Genomic DNA, 23,331 nt, shown 5'->3' with positions numbered 1-23,331 from the left:
GCGATGAAACGGATCATGAAAAACAAGTTCTTCTGGCTGTTCCTCGTCGTGCTGTTCGCGTTGCCGGTGTTGCCGCGGCCGATTCACGTCCCCGAATACTGGGTGACGCTGCTTAACTACATCGGCCTCTATTCGATCGTGGCGATCGGGCTCGTGCTGCTGACGGGCATCGGCGGGATGACGAGTTTCGGGCAGGCGGCGTTTGTCGGCATCGGCGCATATGCGACGGCGTACCTGACCACGCGCTTCGGCGTCTCGCCGTGGCTCGCGCTAATCGCCGGCGTGTTGGTGACGGCGTTGATCGCGCTGATCCTGGGTCTCGTGACGATGCGCCTGTCCGGCCACTTTCTGCCGCTTGGCACGATCGCATGGGGACTCTCGCTGTTTTACCTGTTCGGCAATCTGGAGATGCTGGGCAAGTACGACGGCATCAACGGTATTCCGGTGCTGAACGTGTTCGGCATCGACCTTGAGTCTGGCCGCCATATCTATTACCTGATCTGGCTTGTTGTGCTCGGCGCGGTCGTTTCTGTTCAAAACCTGCTTAACAGCCGGCCTGGACGGGCGATCCGCGCGCTGCGCGGCGGCGGCATGATGGCCGAAGCAATGGGCGTGAATACGGCGTGGATGCGCGTCGTCATTTTCGTCTACGCGGCGGTGCTGGCTTCCGTGTCCGGTTTTCTGTACGCGCATTTGCAGCGGGCGGTGAATCCGACGCCGTTCGGACTGAATCACGGCATCGAATTCCTGTTCATGGCGGTGGTGGGCGGGGTGTCGCATGTGTGGGGGGCGGTGCTCGGCGCGGCCATCCTCACGGTATTGCAGGACTATTTGCAAACGCTGCTGCCGAAGTTGCTCGGCGAGAACGGCAACTTCGAGGTGATCGTCTTCGGCATTCTGATGGTGCTGTTGCTCCAATACGCTCGCCAGGGCGTCTGGCCTTTCGTCGCGCGTTTCTTCCCGCGTGGGCCGCGCGCGCATCTGCCGGATCACGCGGATCCGTTGCCGCAGCGCAGCAAGCCGACGGCCGGCGAAAGCCTGTTGACGGTGAACAAGGCGCGCAAGCAGTTCGGCGGTCTGGTCGCGGTGAACGACGTCAGCTTTGAAGTAAAAGCAGGGCAGATCATCGGCTTGATCGGCCCGAACGGCGCCGGAAAATCGACCACGTTCAACTTGGTGACGGGCGTGCTGCAAGCGACGAGCGGCGAGATCACCTTCCGCGGCGAGCGGATCGATTCGCTCAGTTCACGTGAAATCGTCAAGCGGGGAATCGGCCGCACGTTTCAGCACGTCAAGCTGCTGCCGGGCATGACTGTGCTCGAGAACGTCGCAATTGGCGCGCATTTGCGGGGGCATGCGGGTGTCTGGCGAAGCGTCGTGCGCCTGAATGGCGTCGAAGAAGCGCGGTTGATGGCCGAGGCGGCTCGTCAGATCCGGCGCGTCGGACTCGAGCAGCACATGTACGACGAAGCCGGAAGTCTCGCGCTCGGGCAGCAACGGATTCTCGAAATCGCGCGCGCACTGTGCTGCGATCCGACATTGCTCCTGCTCGACGAGCCGGCGGCTGGCTTGCGATATCAGGAAAAGTTGCAGTTGGCGGACTTGCTTCGCCGGCTGAAGGCGGAAGGGATGAGTGTGCTGCTGGTCGAGCACGACATGGACTTTGTGATGAATCTGACCGACCGGCTAGTCGTGATGGAATTCGGCACGCGTATCGCCGAAGGTCTGCCGCAGGAAGTGCAGCAGGACCCGGCTGTGCTCGAGGCGTACCTCGGCGGGGTGGAGTAATGGAGAACGACATGAATGCAGCGGCACCGATTCTCGATGTGAACGGTCTTTCCGTGCGCTACGGCAAAGTCGAGGCACTGCACGGCGCGGCGATCAAGGTACGGGCCGGCCAGATCGTGTCGGTGATCGGGCCGAACGGCGCGGGCAAATCGACGTTGCTGAACGCGATCATGGGCGCCTTGCCGCCTACGGGGCACGCTAAGGGTGCGGTTGTCTACCAGGGCGAGGACGTCAGCGCGGTGCCGGTTGAGAAGCGCGTGGCTCGCGGCATGTGTCTGGTGCCGGAGAAGCGCGAGCTTTTCGCGTCGATGACCGTCGAGGACAACCTCGTTCTGGGCGCTTACCGGCGCAAGCGGGCGGGCGAGCGTAACTTCCTGGATCAAATCGAACCGGTCTTTGAACTCTTCCCGCGCCTGAAGGAGCGCCGCAAGCAGGCGGCAGGGACGTTGTCCGGCGGTGAGCGGCAGATGCTCGCCGTAGGGCGCGCGCTGATGGGCAAACCGGACTTGCTGATGCTGGATGAGCCGAGTCTGGGTCTTGCACCGTTGATCGTGAAGGAGATTTTTCACATCATCAGCGCGCTGCGCCAGACGGGGGTGGCGACGCTTCTGATCGAGCAGAACGCGCGCGCTGCGCTGCAAATTTCCGACTATGGCTACGTGCTCGAAACCGGCGAACTTGCGCTGGAAGGCGCGGCGGCCGAGTTGGCGCAGAATCCGCGGGTCATCGAGACTTACTTGGGGCTCGCGAAAAAGGCAGCGTAAGCGTTCTTTTCGGTGGTTCGGAAGCGGCGTGTTTCACGTGAAACACGCCGCTTTTTTTTGTCTTAGGCCATCCGGCCGAATTCGGGCCGAAACCGAACCCGTTATAATTCGCCCAATACTTTTCTTTTGAAGGCTCACGCGACGATCTGGCGTGAGATCCGCGATGCTTTTTCCCACAGAATTTGACGTAATCGTTGTCGGTGGAGGCCACGCCGGCACCGAGGCCGCTTTGGCCTCCGCGCGCATGGGCAATAAAACCTTGCTGCTCACGCACAACATCGAAACGCTTGGACAGATGAGCTGCAATCCGTCGATCGGCGGCATTGGCAAGGGCCATCTGGTCAAGGAAGTCGACGCGCTCGGCGGCGCCATGGCGGCCGCGACGGACGAAGGTGGAATCCAGTTCCGCATTCTCAACTCGTCTAAGGGGCCGGCTGTGCGTGCTACGCGCGCCCAAGCCGACCGACTGCTTTACAAGCAGGCGATTCGTCATCGTTTGGAAAATCAGCCGAACTTGTGGCTTTTCCAGCAGGCTGTCGATGATCTGATGGTCGAAGGCGATCGCGTCGTCGGTGCGGTTACGCAGGTGGGAATCCACTTCCGCTCGCGCGCCGTCGTGCTGACGGCGGGGACTTTCCTCGACGGCAAAATCCACGTTGGGTTGAACAATTACACGGGCGGCCGGGCGGGCGATCCGGCGGCCGTCTCGCTGTCGGCGCGTTTGAAGGAGCTCAAGCTCCCGCAAGGACGTCTCAAAACGGGGACGCCGCCGCGGATTGACGGTCGCACGATCGATTTCTCGCAGCTTGAAGAGCAACCGGGCGACCTCGATCCGGTGCCAGTATTTTCGTTTCTCGGTCGGGCCGAGCAGCATCCGCAGCAAGTGCCGTGCTGGGTGACGCATACCAACGAGCGTACGCACGACATCATCCGCGGTGGATTGGATCGCTCGCCGATGTACACGGGCGTGATCGAAGGAGTGGGGCCGCGGTACTGCCCGTCCATTGAGGACAAGATTCACCGCTTCGCGTCGAAGGAATCGCATCAGATTTTCCTGGAACCGGAGGGGCTGACGACCAACGAGTTTTACCCGAACGGGATTTCGACCAGCTTGCCGTTCGACGTGCAACTCGAACTCGTGCGGTCGATGCGCGGGCTAGAGCACGCGCACATCCTGCGACCGGGTTACGCGATCGAGTACGATTATTTTGATCCGCGCGGCTTGAAGGCGTCGCTGGAGACTAAGGTAATTAGCGGGTTGTTCTTTGCGGGTCAGATCAACGGCACGACTGGCTATGAGGAAGCCGCGGCTCAAGGGCTGCTGGCTGGCATCAACGCTGGTCTGTTCGTCCAAGGGAAGGATGTGTGGTGCCCGCGTCGCGATCAGGCGTACCTGGGTGTTCTGGTCGACGATCTCGTCACGCGCGGCGTCTCCGAGCCGTATCGCATGTTCACGAGCCGCGCCGAGTATCGGTTGAGCTTGCGCGAGGACAACGCGGACATGCGGCTGACGGAAATCGGCCGCGAGTTGGGCGTGGTCGACGACGTCCGGTGGGACGCGTTCAGCCGCAAGCGCGACGCTGTTTCACGTGAAACAGAGCGGCTACGGACAACCTGGGTGAACCCAAAGACGCTATCCGCGGATGAAGCGACGGCCTTGCTCGGCAAGCCTATCGATCATGAATACAGTCTGGCGGATCTGCTGCGTCGGCCCGGCGTCAGCTATGACGGCGTTTGCGCGTTGCGAGCCGGCGCGTGCGCCGCGCCTGAGACCTTGGCGGAAGACGAGGTATTGCTCGTTCAGATCAAGGAACAGATCGAAATCGGCATCAAGTATCAGGGCTATATCGACCGTCAGGCCGATGAAATTGAACGGAACGAGGCGCACGAGAGTACGCGCTTGCCGGAAGGCTTGGACTACGCGGAAGTAAGAGGGCTGTCGTTCGAAGCGCGCCAGAAGCTGACGCAGTTCCGTCCCGAGACTATCGGTCAGGCATCGCGCATTTCGGGGATCACGCCCGCAGCCATTTCGTTGCTGATGGTGCACCTGAAGCGTGGGCTCGGCCGCCGTGCTGCGAAGCCTGCGGAGCCGGGCGCCGACAGCTCGCCGGTGGCGCAATGACGTCGAAGCAGCAGGGCAGCGACCGGCAAGCGTTGGCGCAGCTACTCACGGACGGCACACGTGAACTCGGTCTCGACCTGAATGACGCTCAACTTGGCAAGCTACTCGACTACGTCGCTTTGCTGGGTAAATGGAACGCCGTCTATAACCTGACGGCGATCCGCGATCCGCGACAGATGCTGATTCAGCACATTCTCGACTCGCTTTCCATCGTGCCGCATCTGGCGCTGCGCAATCCGCGCTCCGTGCTCGACGTGGGTTCCGGCGGTGGCTTGCCGGGGATCGTGCTGGCGATTGTCCTACCGGATTGCGGCGTCACCGTGAACGACATCGTTCATAAGAAAACGGCTTTTCAGGCGCAGGCGAAGGCCGAGTTGGGGCTCACCAATCTGTCAGTGGTGACGGGGCGCATCGAGACCTTGCAACCTGGCGCCGAAGTGCCGGCAAAGTTCGACGTAATCGTCTCGCGAGCATTCGCAGAACTCGCCGATTTCGTTACACTGGCCCGTCATCTCGTCGCGGAGCACGGCGCGATCCTGGCGATGAAGGGCGTGCGCCCGGACGGCGAGATCGAGCGCTTGCCGGCAGGCGCCCACGTGGAGCAAACGGTGCGGCTCCAGGTGCCGTTTCTCGACGCCGAGCGCCATCTGGTCACCGTTCTCGTCGACGAAGCCCGTCAGGCCTCGAAGTGACATTCGCCGCTCATCAGTTTGACCACGTAACTACATCTTCAGGCAGCAAAAGGGACATTCCAACGATGGCAAAAATCTTCTGCGTTGCGAACCAGAAAGGCGGCGTCGGCAAGACGACGACGACAGTCAATCTGGCGGCCAGCCTGGCAGCGCAGGGACAGCGAGTCCTTCTTATCGATCTGGACCCGCAGGGCAATGCCACGATGGGTAGCGGCATCGACAAGGCCGCGTGTGCGAACACCGTCTATGAAGTGCTGGTGGATGGCGTCTCGGTGGCTGATGCGCGCATGCGCCCGGAAGCCGTCGATTACGACGTGCTGCCCGCCAATCGTGAACTAGCCGGCGCCGAAGTCGAGTTGGTCAGCGTGCAGAATCGCGAGCGTCAATTGAAGGCCGCGCTTGCCGCAGTCGAAGGCGAGTACGACTTTATCCTGATCGACTGTCCGCCGGCCTTGTCGCTGCTGACGCTCAACGGCTTGTGCGCCGCTCACGGCGTGGTAATTCCGATGCAGTGCGAGTACTTCGCCCTCGAAGGGCTGTCCGATCTGGTCAACACCATCAAACAGGTGCACGCGAATTTGAACCGGGACCTCAAGGTGATCGGTTTGTTGCGCGTCATGTTCGACCCGCGCATCACATTGCAGCAGCAAGTTTCCGATCAATTGAAAGAGCATTTCGGCGACAAGGTGTTCGACGCGGTGATCCCGCGCAACGTGCGTCTCGCCGAAGCGCCGAGTTATGGATTGCCGGGCGTGGTATTCGACAGGGCGTCGCGTGGCGCGCAAGCGTATGTGCAGTTCGGCGCGGAAATGATTGAACGGGTGCGCGCACTGAATGACGCGCCCCAGGCATCCTAAGCGGATCGAGGAAGCACGATGAATGCAGTAGCAAGAAAGAAGGGATTGGGCCGCGGCCTGGAAGCGTTGCTCGGCGGAAGCGCCGACATCACGGAGGCGGTGGCGATAGAAGGTGCGCCGAATGTGCTGCCTCTGTCGAAGATGCAGGCCGGCAAGTATCAGCCGCGCACGCGCATGGACGAGGGCGCGTTGCAGGAGCTGGCGGCCAGCATCCGCGCGCAGGGAGTGATGCAGCCGATCCTCGTGCGGCCGGTGTCGGCGGACAAGTATGAAATCATCGCGGGCGAGCGGCGTTTTCGCGCGGCGCGCCTCGCGGGCCTGGAAGAAGTGCCCGTGCTGGTGAAGGACGTGCCCGATCAGGCCGCGGCAGCGATGGCGCTGATCGAGAACATTCAGCGTGAAGATCTGAATCCGCTGGAAGAGGCGCAAGGCATTCAGCGCTTGCTCGACGAATTCGATTTCACGCACGAACAGGCGGCGGAATCGGTTGGCCGCTCGCGCAGCGCCGTATCCAACTTGCTGCGTCTGCTGAACCTTGCCACGCCGGTTCAGACGATGCTGCTTGCCGGCGACCTCGACATGGGGCACGCGCGCGCGTTACTGGCGGTCGATGCGGCGACGCAGATCACGCTGGCGAATCAGGTCGTCAACAAGCGGATGTCGGTGCGCGAAACCGAGAAGCTGGTGGCGGCGACGACCAAGGCGGCGCCGGCGGTGAAGGCACGCGCGAACCCGGACGGCGGCCGGGATACGCGACGACTGGAAGAAGAACTGTCCGACTTGCTCGCCGCCACAGTGAAGATCAAGCTCGGTCGACGCGGCCGCGGCCAGGTTCTGGTCGACTTCGGCGATCTCGATGCGCTGGAGGGCATCCTGGTGCGCCTGCGTGGGAATGCTACCGCTTAGAGCAGAATCGTCCGCTCTCAATCGGTGAGCGGTGCAGAGAAATTAGCTGCACCGCCCAGATTTTCTTGGATTCCTAACTAATCCGGCATCGGCGACCAAAGATGGCGGCGCAAGACAAGGGCAGAGCGCTCTTCTCTGTGCAGCCAACAAAAAACGCATCGTGCCGCGCGGTCAAGTAAACCGCCCATCATCGTTTGTTGCATTTTCGAGACGTCCGCTGCAACGTTTTTCGCGCCTATCTACAGGGAGAAAACTTGCCAGTTTGCGCATGCGTTTTGCCTCTGCCCGACAGCCTTACATTTAACGTGCTGCGCGTAGCCATGAAGGCTTTTCCACATCGCGAAGCGTCGTTTCGCACTGTTTATTGAACGGCCTAAAGTCTTGAATTGCCTGCAACTATCGCTTACAATCGCCCGGATTTAATTGCACGGCAACCCCGTAAGCGCAGCGAAAGCTCGCTGATCGGAACGAGACTTTCGGAACACTGCGATGGCGGTCAAAGCGTCGAATCAAGCGCCAAAAAATGGGCGCGGCAACGGGCGCGATGAACACCGCGAAGAGCGCACCGTGTCGAATGCCTCCACCGCTCAGCAAGTCGCGCGAGAAGAATCGTGGGACGCCGAGCAGGATAACAATATCGTTCCGCTCACGCGGGCCGAAGCAGAAAAGCTGTTTGGCCCGAATGTGAGTCGTCCATCGCGCGTTACGCCTTTCAAGGTCGTGGCAGCGCAAATGGTTTTGTCCCTGGTTGCAACGTTGGTGTGGTGGCTGTTCTATAAGCCGCCGGGCGCTGCTGCGCTGTCCGCGTTCCTGGGGGGAGCGATCTGCTGGGTGCCGGGCGCATTGTTCGCGGCGCGACTGAGAACACTGAGCGGCGCCGAAACAGTGATGAGCTGGGTGCTCGGCGAAGCGCTCAAGATGGGGGCGACGATCGCGATGTTTGTAGCCATCGCCTTCTGGTATCACGACGTGCGCTGGGTTCCGCTGCTCGTGACTTATCTCATCGCGCTCAAGACGTACTGGATTGCCTTGGCGTGGCGCTGAGGAAGCAACAGGCAACTGCAAAGATTTGAAGCCGGCGCGTGGCGCCGGCGAGAGCGTGCGGATATGACACCATCCGCACCCGGCGCGTTCCCGCAATAGAGCTTTGCGGCGGGAACGGCCCAAGACGATTTTCGACAATTTGGGTGGCTTTAACGATATGGCAGCTAGCGAAGGCACGCGCGCAATGGATCCGTCCGAGTACATCGCGCACCACTTGCAAAACTTTTCCACCGGGCACCAGACGTCGATTTTCGACATCCACGTGTGGAATCTGGACACCCTGTTCTGGTCGATCGTTTGCGGTCTGGCCACCATCATCATTCTGCATCTCGCTGCCCGCAAGGCAACGTCCGGCGTGCCGGGCCGTTTCCAGTGCGCGATCGAAATGCTGGTCGAAATGGTCGAGGACCAATCGAAGTCGATGATCCACGGCACGCGCACGTTCATCGCGCCGCTGGCTCTGACGGTGTTCGTATGGGTCGCGCTGATGAACTCGCTCGACTTCATCCCCGTCGACCTGCCGGGCCACGTGATCGGCTGGCTCGGTCTGTCGGAAGCCATCCCGCATCACCGCATCGTTCCGACGGCCGACCTGAACGGCACGATCGGCATCGCACTCGGCGTGTTCGCGCTGATGATTTACTACAACTTCAAGATCAAGGGCGCAGGCGGCTTCGTGCACGAACTGCTGTCCGCTCCGTTCGGCGCGCATCCGGTGTTGTGGATCCCGAACCTTGCACTGAACATCATCGAGTTCGTCGCGAAGACGGTCTCGCTCGGCATGCGGCTGTTCGGCAACATGTACGCGGGCGAACTGTTGTTCCTGCTGATTGCCCTGCTCGGCAGCATCTGGAGCTTCGGCGCGGACACGACGGTGCTTGGCTTCATCGGCCACGTGATCGCCGGCAGCGTGTGGGCAATCTTCCACATCCTGATCGTTCTGCTGCAGGCGTTCATTTTCATGATGCTGACGCTGGTGTACATCGGCCAGGCGCACGACACGCACTAACCTGCGCGTCGTTAAAAGAATCGTAGTTTTTCAAATCCCAGTTCCAACCAGTTCTAAAAGACTTTTCACAAAGGAGTGATCATGCAAGCTTTCATCGCCAACATCCAGGGTCTGACCGCCATCGGTATCGGCATCATCATCGGCCTGGGTGCAATCGGCGCCTGTATCGGTATCGGCCTGATGGGCGGCAAGTACATCGAAGCATGTGCTCGTCAGCCGGAACTGATGAACCCGCTGCAAACCAAGATGTTCCTGCTGGCTGGTCTGATCGATGCGGCGTTCCTGATTGGCGTTGGTGTGGCAATGCTGTTTGCGTTCGCGAACCCGCTGCTGGCCAAGCTGGCAGGCTGAGGTTCCTCGGAAGTTTGCGCCTGAGCTATAACTGAAGGCGCAGGGCGGAACGGGCACTTGGGCGCTGATCGAGCACAGAATCGATGAGCGCCTTGCCGTTTCACTTTCCGAACTAGCAACGTTTAAGGAAACACCGTGAATCTCAACGCAACCCTGTTTGCGCAAATGGTCGTGTTCCTGATCCTCGCGTGGTTCACGATGAAGTTCGTGTGGCCGCCGTTGATCAACGCCCTCGACGAGCGCTCGAAGAAGATTGCTGACGGTTTGTCTGCCGCTGAGAAGGGCAAGGCGGAACTCGAAGCCGCTCACAAGCGCGTCGACCAGGAACTCGCCCAGGCACGCAACGACGGTCAGCAGCGCATTGCTGACGCAGAAAAGCGCGCTGTGGCAGTCGCTGACGAAATCAAGGCTCAAGCGCAAGCTGAAGCCGCTCGCATCATCGCGCAAGCGAAGGCCGACGCGGAGCAGCAAGTCGTGAAGGCGCGCGAAACGCTGCGCGGCGAAGTCGCCGCACTGGCAGTGAAGGGCGCTGAACAGATCCTGAAGCGCGAAGTCGACCAGGCAGCTCACGCTGACCTGCTGAATCAACTGAAAGCCGAGCTCTGATCATGGCCGAACTTGCAACCATCGCCCGTCCGTACGCAGAAGCGCTGTTTGGCGTGGCCGAAGCTGGTGACATCGCCGCCTGGTCCACGCTCGTGCAGGAGCTGGCACAGGTTGCGCGTCTGCCCGAAGTGCTGTCGATTGCCTCGAGCCCGAAAGTAAGCCGCGCCCAGGTCAGCGAACTGCTGCTGGCTGCGGTCAAGTCGCCGCTCAAGGACAACGCGCAAGCGAAGAATCTGGTGCAAATGCTGGTGGACAACCATCGTCTGCAATTGCTGCCGGAAATTGCTGTGCAGTTCGAAGAGTTGAAGAACGCCCGCGAAGGGGCGGCCGATGTGCTGATCGTCAGCGCATTTCCGCTCGAAGGCGCGCAGTTGAACGACCTCGTCGCAAGTCTCGAACGCAAGTTCAAACGCAAGCTGAAGCCGACGGTCGAGATCGACTCGTCGTTGATCGGCGGCGTTCGCGTGACGGTCGGCGATGAAGTGCTCGATACCTCGGTCCGCGCGCGGCTTGCCAGCATGCAAACGGCTCTGACGGCCTGAAGCGCCCACGGCGCTGAAGCGGCTGGCACGCAACAGAATTGACTATCAGGAGCGAATAATGCAACTCAATCCCTCTGAGATCAGCGAGCTGATCAAGAGCCGGATCCAGGGCCTTGAAGCGAGCGCAGACGTTCGCAACCAGGGCACTGTGATCTCCGTGACCGACGGTATCGTGCGTATTCACGGTCTGTCGGAAGTGATGCAGGGCGAAATGCTCGAATTCCCGGGCAACACCTTCGGTCTTGCGCTGAACCTCGAGCGTGACTCGGTCGGCGCCGTGATTCTGGGTGAGTACGAGCACATCTCCGAAGGCGACATCGTCAAGACGACGGGCCGCATTCTGGAAGTGCCGGTTGGTCCGGAACTGCTCGGCCGCGTGGTCGACGCACTGGGCAACCCGATCGACGGCAAGGGCCCGATCAACGCAAAGAAGACCGACGCAATCGAAAAGATCGCTCCGGGCGTGATCTGGCGTAAGTCGGTTTCGGAACCGGTCCAAACCGGTCTGAAGTCGATCGACGCGATGGTGCCGGTTGGCCGTGGCCAGCGTGAGCTGATCATTGGCGACCGCCAGTGCGGCAAGACCGCAGTCGCAGTCGACGCGATCATCAACCAGAAGGGCAAGAACCTCTTCTGTATCTACGTCGCGATCGGCCAGAAGGCTTCGTCGATCATGAACGTGGTGCGCAAGCTCGAAGAAACCGGCGCGCTGGAATACACGATCGTCGTCGCCGCTTCGGCTTCGGAATCGGCTGCCATGCAGTACCTGGCGCCGTACGCCGGCTGCACGATGGGCGAATACTTCCGCGACCGCGGCCAGGACGCGCTGATCGTTTATGACGACTTGACCAAGCAGGCTTGGGCATACCGTCAAATCTCGCTGCTGCTGCGCCGTCCGCCGGGCCGTGAAGCGTATCCGGGCGACGTGTTCTATCTGCACTCGCGTCTGCTGGAGCGTGCTGCTCGCGTGTCGGAAGACTACGTCGAGAAGTTCACCAACGGGGAAGTCAAGGGCAAGAGCGGTTCGCTGACGGCACTGCCGGTCATCGAAACGCAAGCTGGCGACGTGACCGCATTCGTTCCGACGAACGTGATCTCGATTACCGACGGCCAGATCTTCCTGGAAACCGACCTCTTCAACGCAGGTATCCGCCCGGCAATTAACGCCGGCGTGTCGGTGTCGCGCGTCGGCGGTGCGGCTCAGACCAAGGTCGTGAAGAAGCTGTCGGGCGGTATCCGTACCGACCTCGCGCAGTATCGTGAGCTGGCAGCATTCGCACAGTTCGCATCGGACCTCGACGAAGCAACCCGCAAGCAGCTCGAGCGTGGTCGCCGTGTGACCGAACTGCTGAAGCAGCCGCAATATCAGCCGCTGCAAGTGTGGGAACTGGCTATCTCGCTGTTCGCCGCGAACAATGGCTACCTGGACGATCTGGAAGTGTCGCAAGTGCTGCCGTTCGAAAAGGGCCTGCGCGAATATCTGAAGTCGAGTCACGCTGACCTGGTCAAGCGCATTGAAGACAACAAGGAACTCTCGAAGGACGACGAAGGCCTGCTGCACACGGCCGTCAAAGACTTCAAGAAGTCCGGCGCTTATTGATCCGCGAGTGATCCGCAAGGCATAAAAGGACTTTGAAGCGGCGCGGGCCGCATGTGAATGTTCCCGCGCTGCTTCGATCGCTTTGCATGGGACCTGGGTCAGCGCTCAGGCGCTAACCCCGGCCGACAAGGAGCAAGCAATGGCTGGAATGAAGGAAATTCGCGGCAAGATCAAGAGCGTGCAAAACACGCGCAAGATCACGAAAGCGATGGAGATGGTGGCCGCATCGAAGATGCGTCGCGCTCAGGAGCGCATGCGCGCTGCTCGCCCGTACGCCGACAAGGTCCGCGATATTGCTGCACACATGAGCCGTGCGAACCCGGAGTATCGTCACCCGTTCATGGTGTCGAACGAAGGCGCGAAGACGGCGGGCATCATCCTCGTCACGACCGACAAAGGTCTGTGCGGCGGCATGAACACCAATGTGCTGCGCGCGGCGCTGCAGAAGTTCAAGGAACTCGAAGGTCAGGGCAAGACGATCGAAGCAACTGCGATCGGCACCAAGGGTCTGGGTTTCCTGAACCGTCTGCGCGCGAAGGTGGTATCGAATGTCGTGCATCTCGGCGACACGCCGCATCTGGAAAAGCTGATCGGCGCGGTGAAGGTGCAGCTCGATCTGTACTCGGAAGGCAAGGTTTCGGCGGTGTATCTCGCGTACACGCGCTTCGTCAATACGATGAAGCAGGAGCCGGTGATCGAGCAACTGCTGCCGCTGGCGGCGGATCAGTTCGAGCGCAAGGAAGAGCAGGGCGCGACGCCGACCACGCAGTGGGACTACATCTACGAGCCGGATGCGCAGGCAGTGGTCGATGAACTGCTGGTGCGTTATGTCGAGGCGCTGGTCTATCAGGCCGTCGCGGAAAACATGGCGTCGGAGCAGTCGGCCCGCATGGTCGCCATGAAGGCCGCTTCGGACAACGCGAAGACGGTCATCAACGAACTGCAGCTTGTGTACAACAAGAGCCGTCAGGCCGCGATCACGAAAGAACTGTCGGAAATCGTCGGTGGCGCGGCGGCGGTCTGACCTTCAGGTCAGGCAATCCGCTTCGTGTGCGCCCGTGTGGCGCACCGTCCGGGCAACGGTCTGGGCGATCCCATCGAAACAGCGCCTTTGCGCGAGTGAAGAATTGAGTATCTAAAGGAAAAGCGATGAGTACTACTGCTTTGGTAGAAGGCAAGATCGTACAGTGCATCGGCGCCGTTATCGACGTGGAATTTCCGCGTACGGACATGCCGAAGATTTACGACGCGCTCATTCTCGAAGGTTCGGAACTGACCCTCGAAGTCCAGCAACAGCTGGGCGACGGCGTTGTCCGTACCATCTGTCTGGGTGCATCCGACGGTCTGCGCCGCGGCACGGTCGTGAAGAACACCGGCCATCCGATCAGCGTGCCGGTCGGCAAGCCGACGCTCGGCCGGATCATGGACGTGCTGGGTCGTCCGATCGACGAAGCCGGTCCGATCAACTCGGACGTGGTTCGCGGTATTCACCAGAAGGCTCCGGCGTTCGACGAACTGTCGCCGTCGACTGAACTGCTCGAAACCGGCATCAAGGTTATCGACCTGATCTGCCCGTTCGCGAAGGGCGGTAAGGTTGGCCTGTTCGGTGGCGCCGGCGTGGGCAAGACCGTGAACATGATGGAACTGATCAACAACATCGCCAAGGAACACGGTGGTTACTCCGTGTTCGCCGGTGTTGGCGAGCGTACCCGCGAAGGGAACGACTTCTATCATGAAATGAAGGACTCGAACGTTCTCGACAAGGTCGCGCTGGTGTACGGCCAGATGAACGAGCCGCCGGGCAACCGTCTGCGCGTCGCGCTGACCGGCCTGACGATGGCTGAGCACTTCCGTGACGAAGGTCTCGACGTGCTGTTCTTCGTCGACAACATCTACCGTTTCACGCTGGCCGGTACTGAAGTGTCGGCACTGCTCGGCCGTATGCCGTCGGCAGTGGGCTATCAGCCGACGCTGGCTGAAGAAATGGGCAAGCTGCAAGAGCGTATTACGTCGACCAAGACCGGCTCGATCACGTCGGTTCAGGCCGTGTACGTCCCTGCGGATGACTTGACCGACCCGTCGCCGGCTACGACTTTCGGCCACCTGGACGCAACGGTCGTGCTGTCGCGTGACATCGCTTCGCTGGGTATCTACCCGGCCGTGGACCCGCTCGATTCGACCTCGCGTCAGATCGACCCGAACGTGATCGGCGAAGAGCATTACTCGATCACGCGCGGCGTGCAGCAAACGCTGCAGCGCTACAAGGAATTGCGCGACATTATCGCGATTCTGGGCATGGACGAACTCGCGCCGGAAGACAAGCTCGCCGTGGCGCGCGCTCGTAAGATCCAGCGTTTCCTGTCGCAGCCGTTCCACGTCGCTGAAGTGTTCACGGGCTCGCCGGGCAAGTACGTTCCGCTGAAGGAAACGATCCGCGGCTTCAAGATGATCGTTGAAGGCGAGTGCGACCACCTGCCGGAACAAGCCTTCTACATGGTCGGCACGATCGACGAAGCCTTCGAAAAGGCCAAGAAGATCCAGTAAAGGTCGGGTGTAACGAAGCGGGCGCCGGAGTCCGCGCTTATTGGATGCTCTGGGCATCCCACACGCGAAGCCGGTGCCTCTCACTACGCTCAACCCAGGAGTCGACATTTATGGCAACTATCAAGGTAGACGTCGTCAGCGCGGAAGAGCAGATCTTCTCGGGCCAGGCGAAGTTCGTCGCGCTGCCGGGCGAAGCAGGTGAACTCGGCATTCTGCCGGGCCACACGCCGCTCATCACGCGGATTCGTCCGGGTGCGGTGCGCATCGAAGCTGAAAACGGCGAAGAAGAGTTTGTGTTCGTCGCCGGCGGCATTCTCGAAATCCAGCCGGGCGCTGTGACGGTTCTCGCCGACACCGCAATCCGCGGCAAGGATCTCGACGAAGCCAAGGCCGAAGACGCGCGCAAGCGCGCGGAAGAAGCACTGCAGAACACGGGCTCGAACCTCGAGTATGCAACCGCGCAAGCGGAACTGGCGTACGCGACGGCTCAGCTTGCTGCGATCCAGCGTCTGCGCAAACTGCGCGGTCAAGGCTAAGCAGCACGTTTGAGAAAAAGTAGAGAAAAAGCAGCCCGCGTGGCTGCTTTTTTTTTACATCGACTTGACGTTTACGGAAAGGTAATCGACATTATGTGTCCGTGACCGCCCGCGCCACTGCCGGCCACGAAGAGCCGTCGACACGAGCGGACCTGCTGCGGGTAAGACTTGATGCCGGACGACCGCGCGCCGGTGGCACAATCGGTTTCAAAATCATTTCAATAGGGCGAATTGCTCACGGAGACAGCACCATGGCAACGCAAGTGTCAGGCGAATGCGCAATCATCCAGCCGAAAGACGGGCTCTCGTACGTCCGTGGATCGACAGACATTCCGTTGAGCGAAGCGACCATCGGCGAGTTTTTGCGCGAGACCGTCAGGCGCTTTCCGGACCGGCCCGCGGTGGTGTTTCGAGAGCAGCGAATTCGGTGGACATGGAAGGAATTCGCCGACGAAGTGGACATATTGGCCGCCGGATTGCTCGCGTTGGGCATTGCGAAGGGGGATCGCGTTGGCATCTGGTCGCCGAATCGCGTCGAATGGCTGCTGACGCAGTTCGCGACGGCGCGCATCGGCGCGGTGCTCGTCAACATCAATCCGGCTTACCGGCTTTCCGAACTCGAATACGCGCTGAACAAGGTCGGCTGCAAGGCGATAGTCGCGGCGGAGCGCTTCAAGACGTCGATGTATCTGGAGATGCTGCAGCAACTCGCGCCCGAACTCGCAACGCACGCGCCCGGCGATCTGCATGCGGCTCGATTGCCGGAACTGCGCTACGTTATCCGCATGTGCGACACCGAAACGCCGGGCATGCTCAGCTTCTCCGACGTGATCGAGCAGGGGCGTGCGACCCTCGACGTCGCTCGGCTCGATGCAATCGGCGAGACGCTGTCGTGCCACGAGGCGATCAACATCCAGTTCACCAGCGGCACGACCGGCAATCCGAAGGGCGCGACGCTCACGCATAGCAACGTGGTCAACAACGCGCGCTATATCGCGATGGCCATGAATCTCAGCGAGCAGGACGCGCTGTGCATCCCCGTGCCGCTCTATCACTGCTTTGGAATGGTGCTGGCCGTGCTGGCGTGCGTGTCGGTGGGCGCGAACATGGTATTTCCGGGCGAGGCTTTCGACCCGGCGGCGACGCTCGCGGCCGTCACCGAAGAGCAGTGCACGGCTTTGCACGGCGTGCCGACCATGTTCATCGCGGAACTCGATCATCCGGATTTTGCCTCGTATGACCTCTCGCGCCTGCGCACGGGCATCATGGCGGGCTCGCCGTGCCCCATCGAGACGATGAAGAAGGTCGTCTCGCGGATGCATCTGAGCGAGATCACGATTGCCTATGGCATGACGGAGACGAGCCCTGTGTCGTTCCAGAGCTCGACCACCGATCCGCTCGACAAGCGCACGACCACCGTCGGCCGAATCCAGCCTCACCTGGAGGTGAAAATCATCGATCCGCTTGGCAACATCGTACCGGTCGGCGAAACGGGCGAGCTGTGCACGCGCGGCTATTCGGTGATGCAGGGCTACTGGGGCGACGAAGAAAAAACCCGCGAGAGCATCGTGGATGGCTGGATGCACACCGGCGACCTGGCGACGCTCGACGCCGAAGGCTATTGCAACATCGTCGGCCGTCTGAAGGACATGCTGATTCGCGGCGGCGAGAACGTCTATCCACGCGAGATCGAGGAATTCCTGTTCCGCCATCCGAAGATCCAGAGCGTGCAGGTATTCGGCGTGCCGGACGCTAAGTATGGCGAGGAAGTGTGCGCGTGGGTCGTGCTGCGTTCAGGCGAACAGGCGACGGCAGAGGAAATCCAGCAGTTCTGTCATGGCCAGATCGCGCATTACAAGGTGCCCAAGTACATTCGTTTCGTCGACGAACTGCCGATGACCGTGACTGGCAAGGTGCAGAAGTTCGTCATGCGTGAGCGCATGATCGACGAACTGAAGCTGGAGCAAGGGAAGACCGCCTGAACGGCGCGAACGGAAAGCCATTGACATAGAAAGAAGGCCGCCCTCGGGCGGCCTTCTTTATCTCGGCAATCAACGCTGCACGCCGCGAATGTCACACATGGCCAAATCGTCGAAACAGCGCGAACTCCCAGGTAAAAGCTGCCATCCTGCACTGCGCAAACGTTTGGCGAGACGAAAAAAAAGCGGGCCTGGAGCCCGCTAAAAACCACACGCTACGGGGTTAGCGCGAGGAGACCAAAGTAGGAACCAACTGAGACGACGACCCTGCGTCGACTACGGCCCCAGCAGGGATGCCCCTTCACAGGGCTTCGGCCTAAGCCGACCGGCAAGTGCATCGTATCCGCTCACACCACGCACCCCGCCACATCCGTGTTGAAACCGTTGAGGGCATTGTGGGCGAATTAATCCAGGAGCGCCGTAACAAAGTGTTTCAGGTTGTAACGCCCGCCAGATAAGGCGTTGCGGGATTTATTGCGGAAATGAACTGTTAAAAAAGCAAGTTTTACCGATGACTGCGGCGCAATTTAATACGCTTGTTTCATGCTATTCGTGAAGCATGGCGCCGCATAAATCGTTAAGGCGATTCCGCATCAAATGGTTGCAGATTCATCTTTCCGATCATGAACCGCCGCTGTTACAACTCAATGGACGATGCCCAAAATTTTCGCAGCGACGCTTGCAACCATGAATGCGCCGCAGCAAAGGGAGTCGGCGTCAAAAGCGCACGAGGGTCTGTTCACCGGTCCAGCCAGGTTTCAGTCTCGTTCGACTCGCGCCAGGCTCACGCCGCCCGCGTTACATTAAGCCGCCCGGGTTTTGTGCAGGCATAACCACGCGGGCAGCCGTTGGAAACAGAAACTCGCGCGGCCGCGCGCCCTCCTCGAGCGCATCAAGAGGGCATCAAGAAACGCCACGGCCGCACCCTCACCTCACTTCAACCACTTATCCGACACGGCCTGATATTCGCCCGTAGCTCGCGCCAGGTGCAGCCATTGGTCGACGTACTGCTGGAAAGCCACGTCGCCGCGCGGCAACAGCCACGCCTTTTCGCCGTACTGGAACGGCTTGTCCGGATGCACCGAGCACAGGCCAGGATTGAGCTTTTGCTGTAACAGGGTCTCGGACGCGTCCGTCACCATCACATCGGCTTTGCCAGCGAGAATCTGCTTGAAGATCGTCACGTTGTCCGGATAGACGGTCATGTTCGCGTGCGAAAAGAACTGCTTTGCGAAACGTTCGTTCGTGCCGCCCGGATTCACGATCACGCGCGTTGCGGGCTGGTCGATCTGCGCCACGGTCTGATACTTGTTGACGTCGTCGCAACGGACGATCGGCGTTTTGCCGTCGACCATATAAGCCTGCGTGAAGAACGCGCGCTTTTGCCGCTCGAGCGTCGGCGAAACACCGCCCACGCCGATATCGCACTTGGCGACGAAGTCGTTCATCAGGTTCGACCACGAAGTCTTGACGTACTCCGCCTTGACGCCGAGCGACTTGGCAAGCGACTCCGTCATGTCGATGTCGATGCCTTCGAACTGGCCGTCCGCCTTGTAGAACGAATACGGTTTGTAGTCGCCCGTCGTACAGGCCCGCAGCGTGCCGCGAGCGAGAATGTCATCAAGCCGCGAAGCTGTCGCGGGTGTGCCGGACGCTTGCGCCTGAACCGCGCCACTGTGGATTAGTACGCCCGCCACGACGCCGAGCAATGCGAGTGCAACCTTCTTCATTGAGTCTCCTTGGTTATGCGTTGTTATAAGGCTGTCGGATGATAGCCCGGCAATTTTGCCTTGAACATCGGCCGTTCGGCCAGGTCGCAGTAGGGCGACCTTCTGCCGAAAATGGGCCTGAACTCGCGCACCGCAGTTATTGCCCGCATTGGACGGAATGCGACGGCGTCGTCCGGTAAAATGCCCCTTTGCCCTCAGTCGCACGCAACGTGGCCCATAACCTCCTGAACGACACTTTCCTGCGCGCGCTGCTGCGCCAGCCCACCGACTACACGCCCGTCTGGTTGATGCGGCAGGCTGGCCGCTACCTGCCGGAATACAATGCCACGCGAGCTCGCGCAGGCAGCTTTCTCGGGCTCGCGAAAAACCCGGCCTTCGCAACGGAAGTCACGCTGCAGCCGCTCGAGCGCTATCCGCTCGACGCCGCCATTCTGTTCTCCGACATCCTGACGGTGCCGGACGCCATGGGCCTCGGTCTGGAGTTCGTCGCTGGCGAAGGGCCGACATTCGCGCGGCCGGTGCGCACCGAAGACGACGTCGCGCGCCTCGCCGTGCCGGACATCGACGCCACGTTGCGCTACGTGACCGACGCCGTGCGCGAGATTCGCCGTGCGTTGACGGACGCGCAAGGCCGTCAACGCGTGCCGCTCATCGGCTTTTCGGGCAGTCCGTGGACATTGGCGTGCTACATGGTCGAAGGCGGCGGCTCGGCCGACTTCCGCACCGTCAAGTCCATGCTCTACGCGCGCCCGGATCTCATGCATCGCATTCTCGAGATCAACGCCAGCTCGGTCGCGGCGTATCTGAACGCGCAGATCGAAGCCGGCGCGCAGGCCGTGATGATCTTCGATACGTGGGGCGGAGCGCTCGCGGACGGCGCGTATCAGCGCTTTTCGCTGCACTACATCCAGCAGGTCGTGAATCAGTTGAAGCGCGAGCATGACGGCGAGAAGGTGCCGGTCATCACGTTCACGAAGGGCGGCGGTCTGTGGCTCGACGAAATCGCCGAGACCGGTGTCGACGCGGTCGGCCTCGACTGGACGGTCAACCTGCGCAACGCGCGTGAGCGCGTCGGCGGCAAGGTGGCGTTGCAGGGCAATATCGACCCGTCAGTTTTGTTCGCGCCGCCTGCCGCCATCCGCATGGAAGCGCGGGCCGTGCTCGACAGCTTCGGCAATCATCCGGGGCATGTGTTCAACCTCGGCCACGGCATCTCGCAGTTCACGCCGCCGGAAAACGTCGCCGAACTCGTCGACGAAGTGCATCGCCACAGCCGCGCGATTCGCAGCGGCGCGCATGCACCCGCCTGACGTTGCAATTCCTACCCTTTTTTGCTGCGATGCAGCACGCTGGGCTCTGCAACTAAGGGAAAGTTCGCGGGTTGCGGGCCGTCAGTAGGCACTCTCGCAGTTGTCAAGACTTGACTTATACACATTGATCACGTTGCGGCGCGGTAGAAGCTTTAGTCGTGTCGGAACCCTTGCGCGTTGCCCGCTTATTTGATCTCAGCCTTGTCTGGCAAGGGTTTCACGGCTTCCGCGAGAAATGTGCGGAATCCCACAGAAGGCCGCTGCGGCGCGGTTTGCGGGCCGTTGGAGCGAAGTTCTCAACAAAGTTATCCACAGGCGTGCAGGGTCGACAGCAATTGTTCAGCCGAATCCAAAACTTAGCGCCGAAATTGAAGTTTTACTTTAAGTTCGGGCGGGCAACTCATCGTCGGGCGATTCCGGGCGCGGACCGCGGTGCCGGGACGCGGCTCGCCGTCGCCAGAATCCACGCTGGCCGATGACTACTGCCGTGTTCGTTCGCGTCGCGCTGGATCACCCGCTGCCGACCCTCTTCGACTACCGCTGGAACATGTCCACGGCGGCCGTGCCGGGCACGCTGGTGAGCGTGCCGTTCGGCAAGCGCGACGTAGTGGGGCTCGTGTGCGAAGTGACCGCCCACAGCGAGGTCCCCGCCGACCGTTTGCGCGCGGTGAACGGTGTCTGCACCGCATGCCCGCCGCTGTCGGCCGAATGGCTCCGGCTTGCTGCCTTTGCCGCCGACTACTACCAGCGCGGTCTTGGCGAGGTGGCGCTGCCGGCGTTGCCGCAGGCGCTGCGCGACGCGTCGCGCTGGTCGCGGCTGCTCGCGCCGGAAGGGCGCTACAGCCTGACGCCGCAAGGCCGCCTGGCCTTGCCCGACGCTTTGCCGGCGCGCGCCACGGCGCTACGAAGTCTCGCGCAGGCGCTCGCCGCCAACGACTTTCTCTCTGCCGCCGACGCCCGCGCGCTGCACCCCAAAGCCATCGCGACGCTCGCCGCATGGCAGGCCGAAGGCTGGGTTGCACTTGAGCTTGTCGATGCCGCCACAGTCCTGCCGGCCCTGACATCCACAGCCACGCCGCCGCCGACGCTCCCCACGCTCACCGACGAGCAGGCCGCCGCCGTCGAAGCGATCCGCGACGCACGCGGTTTTGCCCCGTTCCTGCTGCACGGCGTGACCGGCAGCGGCAAGACGGAAGTCTATTTGCGCGCGCTCGCGGAAATCCTCGCCGCGAATGCAGAGGCGCAAGCGCTCGTCCTGGTGCCGGAAATCAATCTGACGCCGCAATTCGAGGCGGCTTTCCGCGCCCGCTTCGCGGCGCTGGCCGACACGGCGATCGTCACTTTGCACAGCGGCCTTGCCGAAGGCGAGCGAGCGCGCAACTGGTTCGCGGCGCACACAGGCCGCGCGCGCATCGTGCTGGGCACGCGGCTCGCGGTGCTCGCGTCGCTGCCGCGGCTCGCCGTGATCGTCGTCGATGAGGAGCACGATCCCGCTTACAAGCAGCAGGAAGGGCTGCGCTATTCGGCGCGCGACCTCGCCATTTATCGCGCGAAGCAGCTTGGCTTGCCGGTCGTGCTCGGGTCGGCCACGCCGTCGCTGGAAAGCTGGTGGCAGGCCGACCAGGGACGCTACAAGCGGCTCACGTTGTCGCGCCGCGCGGTCGCCGATGCGGTGCTGCCCACCGTGCGCCTGATCGATCTCGAAGAGGAACGCCGGCGCGGACGCGCTTCCGTCGAAGGATTATCGGGGCCGCTGATCGCGGCGCTGAAAGCGCGGCTCGAGCGCGGCGAGCAAAGTCTCGTATTCCTGAACCGGCGCGGCTACGCGCCGCAGCTCGCGTGCGACGCCTGCGGCTGGGTCGCCGGTTGTCCACGCTGCAGCGCCTATGTCGTTTTGCACAAGCCCGAGCGCGCGCTGCGCTGCCACCACTGCGGCTGGGAGTCGCGCATTCCGCGCTCGTGCCCGGAATGCGGCAATGTCGACATCGAGCCGATGGGCCGCGGCACCCAACGCGTGGAGGAAACGCTGGCGAGCGCGGTGCCGGGGGCGCGCGTGCTGCGCATCGACGCCGACAGCACGCGCCGCAAAGGCAGCGCGCAAGCGCTTTTTTCAGATGTGCACGCCGGCGAGGTCGACATCCTCGTCGGCACGCAGATGATCGCGAAGGGGCACGACTTTCAGCGCGTGTCGCTGGTCGGCGTGCTGAACGCCGACACCGCGCTCTTTTCGCACGACTTCCGCGCGAGCGAACGCCTGTTTGCGCAACTGATGCAGGTCAGCGGCCGAGCCGGCCGCGCCGGCTTGCCCGGCGAGGTGCTGGTGCAGACGCGTTATCCGCGTCACGCGCTTTATCACGCGCTTGGGCGCCACGATTACGTCGGCTTCGCCAATTCGACGCTGGCCGAGCGGCGCGACGCCCACTTGCCGCCGTTCGTCTATCAGGCGCTGCTGCGCGCCGAGGGCCGCACGCTCGAAGCCGCGCTTGCCTTTCTCCAGCAGGCCGCCGCCGAACTCGCCGGGATTCCGGCGGCCGAGCGCGTGACCGTCTATGACGCGGTGCCGCTCACCATCGTCAAGGTGATGCACGTGCATCGCGCGCAGTTGCTTATCGAGAGCGCGTCGCGCGCCGCGCTGCAGGCCACGCTGCGCGCGTGGCAGCCGTTGCTGCGCGGTCTGAAGGGCGTGCTGCGCTGGAGCCTCGAAGTCGATCCGCTCGACATCTGAGCCCAAGGCGCGACGGACTCAGCCGTCAGTATCGACACCGGCTGCGCGCCGTGCGGGCGCGTGCTCGCACGGTATTCGAATAGCTCGCCGCGGGAGCCGGAGCCGCAGCGGCGACCCGCGTCGCTGTGCGCGTCCCCAATACCGCCGATGCCCGCGACGAAACCGGCGCGCCACGCGCCGCCAGTTGCCGATATCGCGCGGAAGATCTGTAGTCGCTGGAACAAAG

19 protein-coding genes are annotated in these 23,331 nt (G+C 61.8%); 18 read left to right on the top strand and 1 reads right to left on the bottom strand.

Annotation, left to right across the window (positions count from 1 at the left end):
• The first annotated feature begins 3 nt into the window (after nt 1–3).
• From P0D87_RS08800 to P0D87_RS08725, 16 genes are all read left to right on the top strand, one after another.
• Complete coding sequence (locus P0D87_RS08800; RefSeq protein WP_035570597.1) at nt 4–1,788, top strand: branched-chain amino acid ABC transporter ATP-binding protein/permease; 1,785 nt, start codon at nt 4–6, stop codon at nt 1,786–1,788.
• Nucleotides 1,789–1,799: 11 nt separating this feature from the next.
• Nucleotides 1,800–2,552, top strand: a complete 753-nt coding sequence (locus P0D87_RS08795) for an ABC transporter ATP-binding protein (protein WP_006050837.1) — start codon at nt 1,800–1,802, stop codon at nt 2,550–2,552.
• Nucleotides 2,553–2,715: 163 nt separating this feature from the next.
• Complete coding sequence (gene mnmG, locus P0D87_RS08790; RefSeq protein ID WP_053858907.1) at nt 2,716–4,674, top strand: tRNA uridine-5-carboxymethylaminomethyl(34) synthesis enzyme MnmG; 1,959 nt, start codon at nt 2,716–2,718, stop codon at nt 4,672–4,674.
• On the top strand, nt 4,671–5,366 hold the full coding sequence (rsmG, locus tag P0D87_RS08785) for a 16S rRNA (guanine(527)-N(7))-methyltransferase RsmG (protein ID WP_053858906.1): 696 nt from the start codon (nt 4,671–4,673) through the stop codon (nt 5,364–5,366). Before mnmG ends, rsmG begins: the two co-directional genes overlap by 4 nt.
• 65 nt (nt 5,367–5,431) lie before the next feature.
• Entirely contained in the window at nt 5,432–6,223 is a 792-nt protein-coding gene (locus P0D87_RS08780) for a ParA family protein (protein WP_006050840.1), read from the top strand.
• An 18-nt stretch (nt 6,224–6,241) separates the two neighbouring features.
• Nucleotides 6,242–7,129 carry a ParB/RepB/Spo0J family partition protein gene (locus tag P0D87_RS08775; protein WP_006050841.1) on the top strand — a complete coding sequence of 296 codons (888 nt, stop codon included), beginning with the start codon at nt 6,242–6,244 and terminating at the stop codon, nt 7,127–7,129.
• 489 nt (nt 7,130–7,618) lie between these two features.
• Nucleotides 7,619–8,173 carry an ATP synthase subunit I gene (locus tag P0D87_RS08770; protein ID WP_029971216.1) on the top strand — a complete coding sequence of 185 codons (555 nt, stop codon included), beginning with the start codon at nt 7,619–7,621 and terminating at the stop codon, nt 8,171–8,173.
• 157 nt (nt 8,174–8,330) lie between these two features.
• The gene (gene atpB, locus P0D87_RS08765) at nt 8,331–9,182 is read left to right on the top strand and encodes a F0F1 ATP synthase subunit A (protein WP_029971217.1); all 852 of its coding nucleotides are present in this window, start codon (nt 8,331–8,333) and stop codon (nt 9,180–9,182) included.
• A gap of 81 nt (nt 9,183–9,263) precedes the next feature.
• Nucleotides 9,264–9,533: a F0F1 ATP synthase subunit C gene (gene atpE / locus P0D87_RS08760; protein WP_006050844.1), complete on the top strand. Its 270-nt coding sequence runs from the start codon at nt 9,264–9,266 to the stop codon at nt 9,531–9,533.
• A gap of 135 nt (nt 9,534–9,668) precedes the next feature.
• On the top strand, nt 9,669–10,139 hold the full coding sequence (locus P0D87_RS08755) for a F0F1 ATP synthase subunit B (protein WP_006050845.1): 471 nt from the start codon (nt 9,669–9,671) through the stop codon (nt 10,137–10,139).
• 2 nt (nt 10,140–10,141) lie between these two features.
• A complete protein-coding gene (locus tag P0D87_RS08750) occupies nt 10,142–10,681 on the top strand; it encodes a F0F1 ATP synthase subunit delta (protein ID WP_006050846.1) in 540 nt (179 codons plus the stop codon).
• A gap of 58 nt (nt 10,682–10,739) precedes the next feature.
• The gene (atpA, locus tag P0D87_RS08745; RefSeq protein WP_006050847.1) at nt 10,740–12,281 is read left to right on the top strand and encodes a F0F1 ATP synthase subunit alpha; all 1,542 of its coding nucleotides are present in this window, start codon (nt 10,740–10,742) and stop codon (nt 12,279–12,281) included.
• A 139-nt stretch (nt 12,282–12,420) separates the two neighbouring features.
• Entirely contained in the window at nt 12,421–13,305 is an 885-nt protein-coding gene (gene atpG / locus P0D87_RS08740; RefSeq protein ID WP_053858905.1) for a F0F1 ATP synthase subunit gamma, read from the top strand.
• 125 nt (nt 13,306–13,430) lie between these two features.
• Nucleotides 13,431–14,825 (top strand): F0F1 ATP synthase subunit beta, encoded by a 1,395-nt coding sequence (atpD, locus tag P0D87_RS08735; RefSeq protein WP_006050849.1) that lies wholly within the window; start codon nt 13,431–13,433, stop codon nt 14,823–14,825.
• A gap of 110 nt (nt 14,826–14,935) precedes the next feature.
• Nucleotides 14,936–15,361, top strand: coding sequence for a F0F1 ATP synthase subunit epsilon (locus P0D87_RS08730; protein ID WP_006050850.1), 426 nt, complete (start codon nt 14,936–14,938; stop codon nt 15,359–15,361).
• A gap of 251 nt (nt 15,362–15,612) precedes the next feature.
• Nucleotides 15,613–17,343, top strand: coding sequence for an AMP-binding protein (locus P0D87_RS08725; protein WP_053858904.1), 1,731 nt, complete (start codon nt 15,613–15,615; stop codon nt 17,341–17,343).
• Between the two features lie 929 nt (nt 17,344–18,272).
• Here the strand turns inward: P0D87_RS08725 and P0D87_RS08720 are convergent.
• Nucleotides 18,273–19,070: a transporter substrate-binding domain-containing protein gene (locus P0D87_RS08720; protein WP_053858903.1), complete on the bottom strand. Its 798-nt coding sequence runs from the start codon at nt 19,068–19,070 to the stop codon at nt 18,273–18,275.
• 209 nt (nt 19,071–19,279) lie between these two features.
• Between P0D87_RS08720 and hemE the strand changes: the two genes are divergently transcribed.
• Nucleotides 19,280–20,380, top strand: a complete 1,101-nt coding sequence (gene hemE / locus P0D87_RS08715; protein WP_006050853.1) for a uroporphyrinogen decarboxylase — start codon at nt 19,280–19,282, stop codon at nt 20,378–20,380.
• A 475-nt stretch (nt 20,381–20,855) separates the two neighbouring features.
• Complete coding sequence (locus P0D87_RS08710; RefSeq protein ID WP_408636786.1) at nt 20,856–23,105, top strand: primosomal protein N'; 2,250 nt, start codon at nt 20,856–20,858, stop codon at nt 23,103–23,105.
• Nucleotides 23,106–23,331 lie beyond the last annotated feature (226 nt).

Source organism: Paraburkholderia sp. RL17-368-BIF-A, assembly GCF_046054045.1.
GTDB lineage: Bacteria > Pseudomonadota > Gammaproteobacteria > Burkholderiales > Burkholderiaceae > Paraburkholderia > Paraburkholderia graminis.
Note: the sequence above shows the minus strand (reverse complement) of the source record. Positions and strands in the feature narration are given on the sequence as shown.

Coding starts and splice junctions, on each gene's coding strand:
- P0D87_RS08800 (WP_035570597.1), top strand. CDS start 4: ATGAAACGGATCATGAAAAACAAGTTCTTCTGGCTGTTCCTCGTCGTG.
- P0D87_RS08795 (WP_006050837.1), top strand. CDS start 1,800: ATGAATGCAGCGGCACCGATTCTCGATGTGAACGGTCTTTCCGTGCGC.
- mnmG (WP_053858907.1), top strand. CDS start 2,716: ATGCTTTTTCCCACAGAATTTGACGTAATCGTTGTCGGTGGAGGCCAC.
- rsmG (WP_053858906.1), top strand. CDS start 4,671: ATGACGTCGAAGCAGCAGGGCAGCGACCGGCAAGCGTTGGCGCAGCTA.
- P0D87_RS08780 (WP_006050840.1), top strand. CDS start 5,432: ATGGCAAAAATCTTCTGCGTTGCGAACCAGAAAGGCGGCGTCGGCAAG.
- P0D87_RS08775 (WP_006050841.1), top strand. CDS start 6,242: ATGAATGCAGTAGCAAGAAAGAAGGGATTGGGCCGCGGCCTGGAAGCG.
- P0D87_RS08770 (WP_029971216.1), top strand. CDS start 7,619: ATGGCGGTCAAAGCGTCGAATCAAGCGCCAAAAAATGGGCGCGGCAAC.
- atpB (WP_029971217.1), top strand. CDS start 8,331: ATGGCAGCTAGCGAAGGCACGCGCGCAATGGATCCGTCCGAGTACATC.
- atpE (WP_006050844.1), top strand. CDS start 9,264: ATGCAAGCTTTCATCGCCAACATCCAGGGTCTGACCGCCATCGGTATC.
- P0D87_RS08750 (WP_006050846.1), top strand. CDS start 10,142: ATGGCCGAACTTGCAACCATCGCCCGTCCGTACGCAGAAGCGCTGTTT.
- atpA (WP_006050847.1), top strand. CDS start 10,740: ATGCAACTCAATCCCTCTGAGATCAGCGAGCTGATCAAGAGCCGGATC.
- atpG (WP_053858905.1), top strand. CDS start 12,421: ATGGCTGGAATGAAGGAAATTCGCGGCAAGATCAAGAGCGTGCAAAAC.
- atpD (WP_006050849.1), top strand. CDS start 13,431: ATGAGTACTACTGCTTTGGTAGAAGGCAAGATCGTACAGTGCATCGGC.
- P0D87_RS08730 (WP_006050850.1), top strand. CDS start 14,936: ATGGCAACTATCAAGGTAGACGTCGTCAGCGCGGAAGAGCAGATCTTC.
- P0D87_RS08725 (WP_053858904.1), top strand. CDS start 15,613: ATGGCAACGCAAGTGTCAGGCGAATGCGCAATCATCCAGCCGAAAGAC.
- P0D87_RS08720 (WP_053858903.1), bottom strand. CDS start 19,070: ATGAAGAAGGTTGCACTCGCATTGCTCGGCGTCGTGGCGGGCGTACTA.
- P0D87_RS08710 (WP_408636786.1), top strand. CDS start 20,856: ATGACTACTGCCGTGTTCGTTCGCGTCGCGCTGGATCACCCGCTGCCG.